Origin of the sequence: Streptococcus sp. 27098_8_148 (assembly GCF_041432105.1) — a bacterium.
In the GTDB taxonomy this organism is placed as follows: domain Bacteria; phylum Bacillota; class Bacilli; order Lactobacillales; family Streptococcaceae; genus Streptococcus; species Streptococcus parasanguinis_AE.
Map to the genome: position 1 here is coordinate 83,475 of NZ_JAPVYY010000001.1, position 14,422 is coordinate 97,896.

General features: G+C 44.7%; 14 protein-coding genes and 1 tRNA gene. 14 read left to right on the plus strand and 1 reads right to left on the minus strand.

Features of this window, described 5'->3' with window-relative positions:
* Positions 1 to 331: 331 nt before the first annotated feature.
* Entirely contained in the window at positions 332 to 1,444 is a 1,113-nt protein-coding gene (ald, locus tag O3646_RS00425) for an alanine dehydrogenase (RefSeq protein ID WP_371610352.1), read from the minus strand.
* Positions 1,445 to 1,644: 200 nt separating this feature from the next.
* Here ald and O3646_RS00430 point away from each other — a divergent pair, with 200 nt between their 5' ends.
* The 14 genes from O3646_RS00430 to smpB all read left to right on the plus strand — a co-directional run bounded on the left by O3646_RS00430 (position 1,645) and on the right by smpB (position 14,387).
* The gene (locus O3646_RS00430; RefSeq protein WP_371610353.1) at positions 1,645 to 2,214 is read left to right on the plus strand and encodes a GNAT family N-acetyltransferase; all 570 of its coding nucleotides are present in this window, start codon (positions 1,645 to 1,647) and stop codon (positions 2,212 to 2,214) included.
* Between the two features lie 50 nt (positions 2,215 to 2,264).
* Positions 2,265 to 2,337: transfer RNA gene (locus tag O3646_RS00435), tRNA-Thr, on the plus strand.
* 393 nt (positions 2,338 to 2,730) lie between these two features.
* Positions 2,731 to 4,455 carry a tetracycline efflux ABC transporter Tet(46) subunit A gene (tetA(46), locus tag O3646_RS00440; RefSeq protein ID WP_371610354.1) on the plus strand — a complete coding sequence of 575 codons (1,725 nt, stop codon included), beginning with the start codon at positions 2,731 to 2,733 and terminating at the stop codon, positions 4,453 to 4,455.
* A gap of 1 nt (position 4,456) precedes the next feature.
* The gene (tetB(46), locus tag O3646_RS00445; RefSeq protein WP_371610355.1) at positions 4,457 to 6,193 is read left to right on the plus strand and encodes a tetracycline efflux ABC transporter Tet(46) subunit B; all 1,737 of its coding nucleotides are present in this window, start codon (positions 4,457 to 4,459) and stop codon (positions 6,191 to 6,193) included.
* A 403-nt stretch (positions 6,194 to 6,596) separates the two neighbouring features.
* The gene (ybeY, locus tag O3646_RS00450) at positions 6,597 to 7,094 is read left to right on the plus strand and encodes an rRNA maturation RNase YbeY (protein ID WP_013903932.1); all 498 of its coding nucleotides are present in this window, start codon (positions 6,597 to 6,599) and stop codon (positions 7,092 to 7,094) included.
* Positions 7,075 to 7,473 carry a diacylglycerol kinase family protein gene (locus O3646_RS00455; protein WP_003008202.1) on the plus strand — a complete coding sequence of 133 codons (399 nt, stop codon included), beginning with the start codon at positions 7,075 to 7,077 and terminating at the stop codon, positions 7,471 to 7,473. The genes ybeY and O3646_RS00455 overlap by 20 nt, the downstream gene beginning before the upstream one ends.
* Positions 7,474 to 7,502: 29 nt before the next feature.
* Complete coding sequence (era, locus tag O3646_RS00460; RefSeq protein WP_003004993.1) at positions 7,503 to 8,402, plus strand: GTPase Era; 900 nt, start codon at positions 7,503 to 7,505, stop codon at positions 8,400 to 8,402.
* Positions 8,403 to 8,448: 46 nt separating this feature from the next.
* Positions 8,449 to 9,273: a DNA-formamidopyrimidine glycosylase gene (mutM, locus tag O3646_RS00465; RefSeq protein WP_371610356.1), complete on the plus strand. Its 825-nt coding sequence runs from the start codon at positions 8,449 to 8,451 to the stop codon at positions 9,271 to 9,273.
* Entirely contained in the window at positions 9,274 to 9,870 is a 597-nt protein-coding gene (gene coaE / locus O3646_RS00470; protein WP_371610357.1) for a dephospho-CoA kinase, read from the plus strand. It abuts the gene before it with no gap.
* Positions 9,871 to 9,886: 16 nt separating this feature from the next.
* Positions 9,887 to 11,086 (plus strand): multidrug efflux MFS transporter, encoded by a 1,200-nt coding sequence (locus tag O3646_RS00475; protein WP_277612641.1) that lies wholly within the window; start codon positions 9,887 to 9,889, stop codon positions 11,084 to 11,086.
* Positions 11,076 to 11,225, plus strand: coding sequence for a 50S ribosomal protein L33 (gene rpmG, locus O3646_RS00480; RefSeq protein ID WP_003005699.1), 150 nt, complete (start codon positions 11,076 to 11,078; stop codon positions 11,223 to 11,225). The genes O3646_RS00475 and rpmG overlap by 11 nt, the downstream gene beginning before the upstream one ends.
* 41 nt (positions 11,226 to 11,266) lie before the next feature.
* Positions 11,267 to 11,500 (plus strand): preprotein translocase subunit SecG, encoded by a 234-nt coding sequence (secG, locus tag O3646_RS00485; protein ID WP_003008189.1) that lies wholly within the window; start codon positions 11,267 to 11,269, stop codon positions 11,498 to 11,500.
* Between the two features lie 96 nt (positions 11,501 to 11,596).
* Entirely contained in the window at positions 11,597 to 13,957 is a 2,361-nt protein-coding gene (gene rnr, locus O3646_RS00490) for a ribonuclease R (protein WP_371610358.1), read from the plus strand.
* Positions 13,920 to 14,387: an SsrA-binding protein SmpB gene (smpB, locus tag O3646_RS00495; RefSeq protein ID WP_003005443.1), complete on the plus strand. Its 468-nt coding sequence runs from the start codon at positions 13,920 to 13,922 to the stop codon at positions 14,385 to 14,387. Before rnr ends, smpB begins: the two co-directional genes overlap by 38 nt.
* The last annotated feature ends 35 nt before the right edge of the window (positions 14,388 to 14,422 follow it).

The window sequence follows — 14,422 nt, forward strand, 5'->3', positions numbered from 1 at the left end:
AAGAAAAGGCAAAGATCGTCGGATCTTTGCCTTAAATTGACGATAAAATCATCTCCTAGCCTTTCCTTAGGTGAGAACGGAGGTTAGGTGAAATTATCCAGTGGATGATTTCAGCAATCCAAGAAGTTCCATGACTAATAATTGAGCCTAAGGTCTCAATTATTCCGAGTGCTTGAAACTAAATTGTTTCAAGCACTTTTCTTACGGCGGAAAGTCTCTAAAAATGATTTAAAAAATTCAAAACAACTTGTTTTTTCCAAAACATTTTTAATTAGTTCATATGAAAAAATAAGTTGTTTGTTTTTTTCGATGGTAATTCTTTTATGATAGTTTAAACCAATTCATCTATTGGTGTGAAGTCACGCTCTAAACCGGTAGCAACGGGTTGGCTAGTGATGTGACCTTGGTAAGTGGTGACCCCTTGGCGCAGGCCTTCGTCGAGGGCAATGGCATTGTGGAAGCCATTGTCAGCTAGGGATTCGACATAAGGAAGGGTCACATTGGTAAGGGCGATAGTAGAGGTACGAGCGACAGCCCCTGGGATATTGGCAACGGCATAGTGGAGCACACCATGTTTTTCGTAAACTGGCTCCGTATGCGTTGTGACACGGTCTGCTGTTTCAATAACCCCACCTTGGTCAACGGCCACATCGACGATGACTGAACCGGGACGCATTTGTTTAACCATATCGTCTGTCACTAATTTAGGAGCTTTAGCACCAGGAATCAAGACAGCACCGATGACAACATCAGCATCACGGACGCTGGCTTCAATGTTAAATGGGTTGGACATGAGGGTTTGGATTTGGTGGCCAAAGACATCTTCCAGAACAGCCAAACGTTTAGCGCTGATATCTAAGATGGTCACTTGGGCGCCGAGTCCAAGGGCGATACGAGCTGCGTGGGTTCCAACGACCCCGCCTCCGATGATGGTGACTTTCCCTTTGGGAACACCTGGTACCCCACCTAGGAGGACTCCTGATCCACCTTCTTGTTTGGTCAGGAAGTGAGCACCGATTTGCACGGCCATCCGTCCAGCCACCTCACTCATTGGCACCAAGAGAGGCAATTGTCCATCAAGGTCACGCACCGTTTCGTAGGCCACCCCAGTTGTTTTAGCTGAGACCATAGCGTCCGCTAATTCAGGTGCGGCAGCCATATGCAAGTAAGTGAAGAGCAAGAGGTCTTCGCGAAGGAAGCCGTATTCTTCAGTAAGAGGTTCTTTGACTTTGACCACCATCTCAGCGGCCCAAGCTTCTGCAGCAGTCGCAACAATAGTCGCTCCTTGTTTGGCGTAATCTTCATCTGCAAAGCCAGAACCAAGTCCGGCATTTGTTTCTACTAAAACTTGATGCCCTTTCTTGACCAAGCTTTGTACTCCTGCAGGTGTCAAACCGACCCGATTTTCGTTGTTTTTAATTTCTTTAGGAATACCAATAAGCATTCTTGCCTCCTTGCTCAGATTTAGGTGTAAAAAGGCCATTGGTGTAAGATTGCTCTCTTGACTCAATGACCTTTTCACTCCTTATCCGATTGTTTTGATTGATTTTATTGTATAGAAAAGTGGGTTAAAAAGCAAGAAAAATTTGAGCTTGCCTTACTTTATGTTATTTGCTAAACTAATTCCTAAAGAAGGAGTGTCAAATGGAAAATTTATATGTGAAGTTAGCGGCTTATCGTGAAGTGGAGACAGAGCGTTTGCACTTGCGTCCGGTCACTCTTGATGATGCACCAGCTATGTTTGAGTATGCTTCTGATGAGACAGTTACGCGCTATACCTTTGCAACCAATCATAGTCTTGAAGAGACGCGTAATAATATTGCCCTCTTTTACCTAGCGAGCCCACTTGGAAAATGGGGGATCGAGCTCAAAGAAAATGGAAAATTTATCGGGACGATTGATTTGCTGGATTTGGATCTTTGTCTGAAGAAGGGGAGTATCGGCTATGTTCTGAATAAAGACTATTGGAACCAGGGTCTTGCGACAGAGGCTACCAAGGCAGTCATTGCCTTGGCTTTTGAACAGTTAGGGATGAACAAGCTCATTGCTGTTCATGATCAGGACAACCCAGCTTCTGGACGGGTGATGGCCAAATCAGGGATGAAATATTCTCACGAGGAGCCCTACGCGATGCTAGACTTGCATGAAGAAGGGAGAATGGTGACGAGAGTTCATTATGTCCTCACTAAGGAAGAATATTTGGCAGAAAAATGAGTCAGGATATTGACAAAAGGCCTATCTCCATGATATAGTAGATAGGTACTGCTGGTTTAGCTCAGTCGGTAGAGCGCATCCATGGTAAGGATGAGGTCGCCGGTTCAATCCCGGCAACTAGCATATCAGAAGAGAGAAACTTAGAGAAGATCTAGGCTTCTTTTTTTGCGAGTCCATCTTTAAAAGTCCGGTTTTTTCAACAATTTTCAAAAAAACGTTGACAAGCAAGGAAATCCGTGGTAAAGTTAGAACAACAAAGAGAAAGGAGAAAACCATCATGAACAAAGTAGATGTTTTGATGACACAATTGAATACACAGCTTCTCCAATCTCAGTTGAGTTCGATGTAAACTATAAATGGAACCCAAGATGGAGGAGTTTGTCTTGGGTTTTTTATATGCATTTTTACCTGCCTTAACTGAATTGGTGATAGGCATCAGAAGGCCCAAGTGTGGACTGAGCACGTACTCAGCTCCTTGCTTGGGTTTTTTCTGTGCCATTTTGAAAAGGAGAATATATGATCAGAGCTATTTGGGAGTATATCAGGGAGCGCAAGTGGCGATATGTGAAGATCGCTATGGTCCTGATTCTTTATGATTACACCTTATTGATCCCGACGCAAGTTATCCAGCGTTTAGTGGATCATTTGAGTCAGCAGACGCTGACGCAATCGAACTTTGTATGGGATATGGTCCTCTTGGTAGGGTCAGCCATCCTCAATTATTTGACGGCTTTTTATTGGCAGTTGCGACTCTTTCAGTCGTCAGTCCATTTCAAGGCGACCCTTCAGGGACAAGCTTTTCGTAAGCTAGTAGCCATGCGGCGTCCCTTTTTTGAGAAATTCCGTTCAGGAGATCTCTTGACGCGCTTTACGACAGATGTCGATGGCATGGCCGACATGGCGGGTTATGGGATGATGGTGCTCCTGTTTGGCGGTGGCTTGTTTGCCTTTATTATTCCGACCATGTTTTTCATTTCTTGGCAATTAACCTTGATTTCCTTTATTCCCATGATCTTCCTCGTCGTCTCTACCTATTTTTTGAGTAGAAAGCAGGAGGAGTATGTTGAGCAAAACCGGGAAGCAGTCGCTCAGTTGAACGATGAGGTCTTGGAGTCGATCGAAGGGATCCGGGTCATGCGGGCCTATAGTAGACGGGACCAGCAGGTCAAACAGTTTCAGAAAAAAACAGCCAGTCTATCCAAAACAGGGGACAAAATTGCCTCTATCCAGTATTCTTTTGGACCTTTAGCCCTTTTGTTTATTGGATTCTCGACAGTCTTGCTCCTGCAATTTGGAGGCCAGTCCCTGGCAAGCGGGCAGTTGAGCCTTGGTAAGTTATTGGCTTTACAGCTGTATTTGGTCTTTTTAATTGAGCCTATGTGGATGATGGCGGACCTGATCTTGGTCTACCAGACAGGTCAAATGTCCTATAAAAAATTAAAAGAAGTGATTGATGAAACGGATGATCTGGAGCCAGATGGTCCTCACTACTTAGAGCAGATTGATTTGGTGCAGTTTAAGGACTATTCTTTCAGCTATCCTGGTGCTGAGCGAAAGAGCCTGTCAGGCATTGATTGGACCATCCAGAAAGGACAGACGGTTGGGATTGTTGGTCGTACCGGTGCAGGAAAGACTACCCTTGTTCGACAATTCTTGCGGCAGTACCCAGTTGGTGAGGGAGAGTTTTTGATCAACCAGCAACCGATCGTGGACTACAACCGACACTCGATTGAAGAAAAAATTGGTTATGTTTCCCAAGAACATATTTTATTTTCTAAGTCTATCCGTGAGAATATAGCGCTTGGTAAAAAAGATGCCAGCCAAGAAGACTTGGTGGAAGCAGTAGCCCAAGCTGCTTTTGCGGATGATCTCGAGCGGATGTCTCATGGAATGGACACCCTGATCGGTGAGAAAGGGGTCTCTGTATCAGGAGGTCAAAAACAACGGATCTCTTTGGCGCGTGCCTTCTTAAGAGATGCAGAACTTTTGCTGTTAGATGATTCCCTTTCTGCAGTGGATGCTAAGACTGAACAGTCCATTATTGACACGATTCAAAAGGAACGAAAAGACAAAACGACCATCATTGTTTCTCATCGCTTGTCTGCTGTTCATCAGGCGGATTGGATCATCGTCTTGGATCAAGGGCAGATTGTAGAAGAAGGCAGGGCTAGTGATTTATTAGCTCAAGAGGGATGGTATTATGAACAATACCAACGGCAACAAAAACAGGAAGGAGAATAAGATGAAAGTTTTAAAACGATTATTATCGAGGATCACGCTTTATCCAACTGTCTTTCTTGCTGGCTTCATTTGCCTCTTACTAGCCACCATTTTTTCTGAATTGTCTCCCTTTCTTCTCCAAAAGATGATCGATGGCCCTTTGACCGCATTGACCCACGGTGGCGGGCAAGGGGACTTGATTCAGATGGGAGGATTCTATCTCTTGGTCTTGAGCCTAGGACAGCTGATTAGCTACATGGGCAATCGGATCTTGCTGCATGGAAGTAACCAAGTAACGGCTAGTCTGAGAGACCAAGCCTTTCAAGTCATGCAAGGGCTGCCTATTTCCTATTTTGATGATAAGCCGGCTGGGAAGATCGCGACAAGAATTGTCAATGATACGGAGACCTTGCGGACCCAGTTTTATAACTCTTGTATGATACTAGTCATCTACTTGGTGCGTTTCCTCTTTATTTTAGGAATTCTCTTTTACCTGAGTCCTATGATGGGCCTTCTCTTGTGTTTGGTCTTTCCGATTTTCTATGGGATCCAGTATCTCTACAAGGTCATGACGGACCAGCCTATGAAGGATTTCTTTGATGCGAGAAGCGAGGTCAATACCCAGGTCAATGAACTCTTGCATGGTGCCAGTATGATTCAACTCTATCATCAAGAGCCTGGTGTGGTGGAGGAGTTTGAAGCTACTACCCAGAAGATGTTAGGAGCCAATGATCGAATCCTTTTAGCCGATTCCATTGCTTCTTGGACCTTGACGGAATTGCTCAAGTTTTTAGTGATTGCGGGCATTTTGACCATCGCTGGGATTTCTTTCCTACAAGGCAATATCGGTGTGACGGCTGGTTTCTTATTTATCAATATTAACTATGTGATTAATCTATTTGATCTCATGGCCAATCTTAGTCGTCAATTCCCGAATATTCGGCGATCCTTAGAAACGGGGAGCCGAGTCCTTGCTTTCTTAGACCAACCCTTAGAGGCCGATGGTGCATCGGAACTGAAGATAGAAAAAGCTCAAGTCGTGTTTGACGACGTTCAATTTGCCTATGAAGAAGGCAAGCCAGTTCTGCGAGATATTGCCTTTCAGGCTAGCCCTGGGGAAACCATCGCTCTTGTGGGCCATACTGGATCGGGTAAGTCTTCGATTATGAATCTGCTCTATCGTTTTTATGATCCTCAAGAAGGAGCGATTTTGATCGATGGTCAAGATATTCGCCAAGTCTCTCGTGAGAGCCTACGAAGCCATATGGGGATTGTCCTGCAGGATCCTTATCTATTTACAGGAACCATTGCTAGTAATGTGGCCATGAGTCAGGATCACATTGATCGGGAGGCGGTCCAAGATGCCTTGAAAAAAGTCGGGGCTTGGCCCTTTGTAGAGCGTCTTGAAAAGGGAATCGACCATCCAGTCGTAGAAAAAGGATCCGCCTTTTCAAGTGGCGAGCGCCAATTGATTTCCTTTGCTCGGACGCTCTATATGAATCCGCAAATTCTGATTTTGGATGAGGCTACCTCTCACATCGATACGGAAACAGAAGAAATCATCCAGAAGGCTATGGCAGTCCTGCAAAAGGGCCGGACCACCTTTATCATTGCCCATCGCTTGTCCACTATCCAAGATGCGGATCAGATCTTAGTCTTATCCGAAGGACGCATTGTGGAACGTGGTAGACATGAAGAACTGGTTGCACAAGGCGGGATCTATGCCCAGATGAATGCCATCCAGCAAACAGTGGTGTAAGATGAGTTCCACTGTTTAAGACGAGGAAAATCCCTAGCTGATTTATCTTTGCAATATAACAGACTATATTTTAGATATAAGCTGGTTAATATCTGGGATAAAAGATTCTTAGAAACTTTCCTCATGTGATTACGGACGTCAGCGACCTTCTTCGAAGTTCCATGACTTAGTTTTGAGCCTAAAGTCTCAAAACTCCCGAGTGCTTGAAACAGTATTGTTTCAAGCACTTTTCTCACGGCGGAAAGTTTTATTAGTGTCTTGACTGATCAAAAAAATAAAAATTATTATATCTTTCTTGATATTTTGATATGAAAAACTACGGATCTATATTTTAAACCAGCCTGTATCTAGTCTATAGGCTGGTTTTATGCTATAATGAAGTGATAATAGTGAGGTGATCCAGATGTATATTGAAATGGTAGATGAGACTGGTCAAGTCTCTGACGAAATTTTAAAACAAACGCAAGAAATTTTAGAATTTGCTGCTAAAAAAATTGGGAAAGAAGACAAGGAAATGGCTGTGACTTTTGTAACCAATGAACGCAGTCATGAACTAAATCTTGAATACCGTGATACGGATCGTCCGACGGATGTCATCAGTTTAGAATACAAGCCAGAGATGGAGATTTCTTTTGACGAGGAAGACCTTGCAGAAAATCCAGAATTGGCAGAGATGATGGCTGAATTCGATACCTATATTGGTGAGCTCTTTATTTCAATTGACAAAGCGCGTGAGCAAGCCGAAGAATATGGCCACAGCTTTGAGCGCGAAATGGGATTTTTAGCAGTGCATGGTTTTCTTCACATCAATGGCTATGATCACTATACGCCGGAAGAAGAAAAGGAAATGTTTGGCTTACAGGAAGAGATTTTGACAGCCTATGGACTCACAAGACAATAAGAGAAAATGGAAAAATCGGGACTTCACTTCAAGCCTGGAGTTTGCGATAACAGGAATTTTCACGGCGATCAAAGAAGAGCGCAATATGCGCAAGCATGCCTTATCAGCCCTTGTTGCAATTCTTGCTGGTTTGGTATTTAGGATTTCTGCGACAGAATGGCTCTTTTTATTGCTCAGCATCACCTTGGTGATTGCTTTTGAAATTATGAATTCAGCCATTGAAAATGTGGTGGATTTAGCTAGTAACTACCATTTCTCCATGTTGGCAAAGAATGCCAAAGACATGGCGGCTGGAGCAGTCCTTGTCGTATCAGGTTTTGCCCTACTAACAGGACTGGTGATTTTTGTGCCCAAATTCTGGGCCTTGGTATTTGGATAAGAGGGAGCATGCCCTCGTGAAAGGATATTATGACATTTAAATCAGGCTTTGTAGCCATTTTAGGACGTCCCAATGTTGGGAAGTCAACGTTTTTGAACCACGTCATGGGGCAAAAAATTGCCATCATGAGTGACAAGGCGCAGACAACGCGCAATAAGATTATGGGGATTTATACGACGGATAAGGAACAGATCGTCTTTATCGATACCCCAGGGATTCACAAACCCAAGACAGCGCTTGGAGACTTCATGGTGGAGTCGGCCTATAGCACCCTTCGAGAAGTCGATACCGTTCTCTTTATGGTGCCAGCAGATGAGCCACGTGGGAAGGGCGATGACATGATCATCGAGCGCCTCAAGGCTGCTAAGGTGCCGGTTATTCTGGTGGTCAACAAGATCGACAAGGTGCACCCTGACCAACTCTTGGCGCAAATCGATGACTTCCGTAGTCAGATGGATTTCAAGGAAATCGTGCCGATTTCAGCCCTCCAAGGAAACAATGTTTCGCGTTTGATTGATATTTTGAGTGAAAACTTGGAAGAAGGTTTCCAATATTTCCCTGCTGACCAAATCACTGACCATCCAGAGCGCTTCTTGGTCTCTGAAATGATCCGCGAAAAGGTCTTGCACTTGACGCGGGAAGAAATTCCTCACTCTGTTGCCGTAGTGGTGGATTCTATGAAGCGGGATGAAGAAACCGATAAGGTTCATATCCGTGCAACCATCATGGTCGAGCGCGATAGCCAAAAAGGGATTGTCATCGGAAAAGGTGGCGCCATGCTTAAGAAGATTGGAACCCTTGCGCGGAAGGATATCGAGCTCATGCTAGGGGACAAGGTCTTCCTAGAAACCTGGGTCAAGGTCAAGAAAAATTGGCGGGATAAGAAATTGGATCTTGCCGATTTCGGATACAACGAAAAAGAATATTAAGAAGAGGTGGGCAGAAGGCCTGCTTCTTGTTTTTGAAAGGAGTTCTATGCCTGAATTACCAGAAGTAGAGACGGTTCGACGCGGTCTTGAGAAATTAATTCTTGGAAAAACCATTCAGTCAGTGGAAGTAAAGTATCCTAAGATGATTCATACGGATCTAGATGCTTTTTGTCAAGATCTCCCAGGTCAAGAAATTCGATCCATGGGACGCCGCGGGAAATACCTCTTGTTTTATCTGACGGATCTGGTCCTCATCTCGCATTTGCGGATGGAAGGTAAGTATTTCTTTTATCCAGACGAAGTCCCTTTTCGCAAGCACGCCCATATCTTCTTTCACTTTACAGATGGCAGCACCCTGGTCTATGAAGATGTCCGCAAGTTTGGGACCATGGAAGTCTTAGTACCTGAGCTTGTAGACAGCTACTTTTTGGCGAAAAAGATTGGTCCAGAACCAACAGAATCAGATTTTAAAGGGCCAGCCTTCCAAGCAGCTCTTAAAAAATCAAAGAAACCCATTAAATCAGCTCTTTTAGACCAAAAATTAGTGGCTGGTCTGGGCAATATCTATGTAGATGAGGTCCTTTATCGAGCCAAGGTTCACCCAGCTCGTTTGGGTCAAAGCTTGACTGCTAGAGAAGCCAAAGCCATCCGAAAGGAAACAATCGCCGTATTAGCTCAGGCTGTCGAAAAAGGTGGCTCCACTATTCGCTCTTACAGCAATGCTTTTGGAGAGGATGGTACCATGCAGGAGGAACATCAGGTCTATGGAAAGACAGGTCAGCCGTGTTTGCGCTGCAGGACACCGATTGAGAAAATCCAGCTGGGTGGACGCGGAACCCATTTTTGCCCGCACTGTCAAAAGGAGAACTAGATGGCAAGAATCATTGGATTAACAGGAGGGATTGCTTCAGGAAAGTCCACTGTCACCTCCTATTTGAAAGAAAAAGGTTATCCTGTCATTGATGCTGATCGAGTGGTCCATGACTTGCAAGCACCAGGAGGAGCTCTCTACCGTGTCTTAGTAGATCATTTTGGGAGAGAGATCCTTACCAAAGAAGGAGAGCTGGACCGCGTCGCTTTGGGTCAGCGGATCTTTTCAAATCCTAGTGAAAGAAACTGGTCCAATCGCGTCCAAGGCAGGCTTATTCGTGAGGCTCTAGCTGAGGTAAGAGATAGACAAGCTGCACAATCCGATCTCTTTTTTATGGATATTCCACTCTTAATCGAGCAAGGCTATGAAGAGTGGTTTGAATCTGTCTGGTTGGTAGCTGTATCAAAAGAAACCCAGCTCAAACGCCTGATGGAACGCAACCACTTATCAGAACTGCAGGCCCAAGAACGCATTGCGTCTCAAATGCCGCTAGATGAAAAAAGCGCCCATGCAGATCTGGTCTTAGACAATAATGACGATCTAACGGCCCTCTATGCCCAATTAGATGCAGCCCTACAACAATTAGAAAGAAGATGATCTTATCACAAGAGAAATCAATTGGCGTAAAAATCTATATATTGCCTGGATCGGCTGCTTTTTCATCGGAGCCAGCCTTTCTTTAGTCGTTCCTTTTATGGCCCTCTTTGTGGAAGAGTTGGGTGTTACGGGCAAGGCTGTTCCCCTTTATGCTGGCATAGCCGTTGCGAGTTCTTCTGTGACCTCTGCGATCATGTCTCCCATCTGGGGGAGCTTAGCCGACCGCTATGGTCGAAAACCCATGATGCTTAGAGCCTCCATTGCCATGACACTGACCATGGGAGGCATTGCCTTTGTACCATCCGTCTTTTGGCTCTTGGTCCTACGCTTGCTCAATGGGGTCTTTTCAGGCTTTGTCCCCAATAGTACAGCCCTGATTGCCAGTCAAGTTCCAAAGGACCAATCTGGCTACGCTCTAGGGACTTTATCGACTGGTGTCGTGGCTGGAACCTTGATGGGGCCTTTGATTGGGGGACTCATTGCTGAAAATCTAGGCATGCGCAATGTCTTTCTCTTGGTCGGCTTCTTCTTATTTTTGGTTTCCCTCTTAACCTTCTGGGGCATTGAGGAAGACTATGAGCCCCTTCCAAAAGAAGAACAAAAATCCAGTTGGGAGTTGCTCATGTCCATTCAGCAAAAAGATATCCTCTTGGGACTCTTTTTGACCAGCATGACCATTCAAATGATCGCCCAATCTATTTCTCCGATCCTGCCTCTTTATGTGCGAGCTTTGGGACAAAGAGATAACCTGATCTTTGTATCGGGGATGATTGTTTCAGCTATGGGAGTCTCTAGTATGCTCTTTTCAGGTTGGATGGGAAAACTCGGAGACCGAATCGGGAATCACCGGCTCTTATTAATCGCCCTTCTCTATAGTGGCTGTCTCTATATCCTTTGTGCCCAAGCGCAATCACCCCTTCAATTAGGGATTTTACGCTTCCTCTTTGGGATCGGGACAGGAGCCCTACTACCAGGAGTTTCTGCATTATTGAATCGTTTAACCCCTCCTGAAGGGATTTCTCGGATCTTTAGCTACAACCAGCTCTTTTATTATTTAGGTGGCGTGTTAGGGCCAATGATGGGATCGAGTATTTTCATGCATTTTGGCTATCATTGGGTATTTTACGGTACAGCCCTTTTGGCCTTTACCGATTTGATGTTCCTCTTATTCTTATTTAGAAAGTATTTGAAAGTGAGAGACGTACGTGCGAATTAAAGTTCAATTGACCTGCACCAGCTGTGGGAGTCAGAATTATTTGACCAGTAAAAATACCAAAACCCATCCTGAAAAGATCGAGGTCTTGAAGTATTGTCCCAAGGAAAGAAAAGTAACCTTACATATTGAATCAAAATGATTTTCATGGTATAATAGTGAAGATTTTAAGGAGTTTTGAATATGAGCGGAGCATTAACAACTATTTTACTAGTATTATCAGTATTGATTATTATCGCAATTTTTATGCAACCAACAAAAAACCAATCGAGCAACGTCTTTGACGCAAGTTCAAATGACTTGTTTGAACGTTCAAAAGCGCGCGGGTTTGAAGCCGTGATGCAGCGTTTAACAGCTATTATGATCTTCTTTTGGTTATTGATCGCGATGATCTTAATGGTACTTTCTAGTAGATAAGATAGGCTCAGACAATGTCTTTGCCTATTTTTATTTTGTAAAACAAAGACACAAGTAGATAGAAAAAAGGAGGCTGGATAACCAGCAAATAAATCAATGAAAACAAGTATTAAAGAATATTTACAAGAGCATGACAAAGCCCAGATCAATGATCTGGCAGCAGCTCTAGGAAAGGAAGGGTCTAAGGATTTCCGTGACTTGGTCAAAACCATCTCTCTGATGGAACGCCGCCATGAGTTGAAATTCGAAGATGATGGCTCTCTTCGTTTGGCTCAAAAGAAGGCCCCAGCTATTACCCTCAAGGGGATCTTTCATGCGCATAAAAATGGCTTTGGCTTTGTCAGTTTAGAAGGTGAAGAAGAGGACCTCTTTGTTGGCCGAAATGATGTTAATCACGCTATCGATGGGGACACCGTTGAGATCGTCATTACCAAGGTAGCAGACCGAAACAAGGGAACGGCAGCAGAAGCTAAGATTATTGATGTCTTGGAGCATAGCATTAAAACGGTAGTTGGACAAATCGTTCTGGATGAGGAAAAGCCTAAATATGCCGGCTACATTCGTTCGAAAAATCAAAAGATCAGCCAGCTGATCTATGTGAAGAAGCCAGCCATCCAATTGGAAGGGACCGAAATCCTCAAGGTCGAAATTGATCAATACCCGAGCCGCAAGCACAATTATTTTGTGGCGACTGTGCGGGATGTGGTCGGTCATGTAACCGATCCAGGAATCGATGTCTTGGAAGTGTTAGAATCCATGGACATTGTCTCAGAATTTCCAGAAGAAGTGCTGAAAGAGGCTGAGAATGTTCCAGATGCACCGTCTAAAAAGGATTTAGAGGGACGCTTGGATCTGCGAGAGGAGATCACCTTTACCATTGATGGGGCAGATGCCAAAGACTTGGACGATGCGGTCCATATCAAGCTACTCAAGAACGGCAACTTTGAGCTGGGTGTTCACATCGCAGATGTTTCTTATTACGTTAAGGAAGGTTCAGCACTCGACAAGGAAGCTCTGAATCGGGCGACCTCTGTCTATGTGACCGACCGAGTAGTACCCATGTTACCAGAGCGTCTCTCCAATGGGATCTGTTCTTTGAATCCGAATGTGGATCGCCTGACCCAGTCTGCCATCATGGAGATTGATCCTCATGGCAAGGTTGTCAAGCATACCATTACCCAAACAGTGATCAATACGACCTTCCGAATGACCTATAGCGATGTCAATGATATCTTAGCGGGCGACGAAGAAAAGGCTCAAACCTTTAAGAAAATTGTCCCAAGTATTCATCAAATGGCGACCTTGCATGGCATTCTAGAAAGCATGCGGATTCGCCGCGGAGCCCTCAATTTTGATACCAATGAGGCTAAAATCCTAGTCAATAAAGAAGGAAAACCGGTCGATATTGTCCTTCGCCAAAGAGGAATTGCCGAGCGGATGATCGAGTCCTTTATGCTGATTGCCAATGAAACAGTGGCGGAGCACTTTACGCGACTGAAACTGCCGTTCATCTACCGGATCCACGAAGATCCAAAAACAGAAAAAGTACAGAAGTTTATCGATTATGCTTCTAGCTTCGGGATCCAGATCTATGGAACGGCTAGTGAGATGAGCCAAGAAGCCCTGCAAGAAATTATGCGCAAGGTCGAAGGGGAACCCTATGCAGATGTCCTTTCGATGATGTTGTTGCGCTCGATGCAGCAAGCTCGCTATTCAGAGCACAACCATGGCCACTATGGGCTTGCTGCTGAGTATTATACTCACTTTACCAGTCCCATTCGCCGGTATCCGGACCTGATGGTTCATCGAATGGTGCGCGAATACGGAAAATCTCAAGAAGTGGCAGATCACTTTGAGCAAGTTCTTCCAGACATTGCCAACCAATCCTCTAGTCGGGAGCGCCGGGCTATTGATGCGGAGCGCGAAGTAGAGGCTATGAAGAAGGCAGAATACATGGAAGACTATGTTGGGGAAGAGTACGATGCTGTGGTTTCCAGTGTGGTGAAATTTGGCCTCTTTGTGGAGTTGCCAAATACGGTTGAAGGCTTGATCCATATTACCAATCTCCCTGAATTCTACCATTTTAATGAACGGGATCTAACCCTTCGCGGAGAAAAATCAGGAGTGACCTTCCGTGTCGGTCAGCAAATCCGGATCAAGGTAGAAAGAGCCGACAAGATGACAGGAGAGATTGATTTCTCTTATATTCCAAGTGAATGGGATGTCGTCGAAAAAGGTCTCAAGTCTAAAGGACGTGACCGAGATGGCAATCGTAGAGATCGCAGACTCAAGGACAAAAAAGTTTCTAAGGGATCAACCGCTAGAAAAGATGACAAGCGGAAAGATTCTTCCTCTAAATCCAAAAAGAAAAAAGGGAAGAAACCATTTTACAAGGAAGTAGCAAAGAAAGGAGCCAAACATGGCAAAGGGCGAAGGAAAGGTAGTCGCGCAAAATAAAAAGGCGAGACATGACTACACCATCGTGGATACGATTGAAGCAGGGATGGTGCTGACGGGGACAGAGATCAAAAGTGTCCGTGCGGCACGCATTAACTTGAAAGATGGCTTTGCACAAGTAAAAAATGGCGAAGTTTGGCTTAGCAATGTCCACATTGCCCCTTATGAGGAAGGCAATATCTGGAACCAAGACCCAGACCGTCGTCGCAAGCTCCTTCTTCATAAAAAGCAAATCCAAAAGCTGGACCAAGACACCAAAGGGACCGGAATGACCTTGGTGCCTTTGAAGGTCTATCTCAAGGACGGCTATGCCAAATTGCTTTTGGGACTCGCTAAAGGGAAACATGATTATGACAAGCGTGAATCCATCAAGCGTCGGGAACAAAACCGGGACATCGCACGGGTCATGAAACAATACAATACACGTTAAAGAAAAAGACAGTTTTGAAACTTGTTTCAGATCTG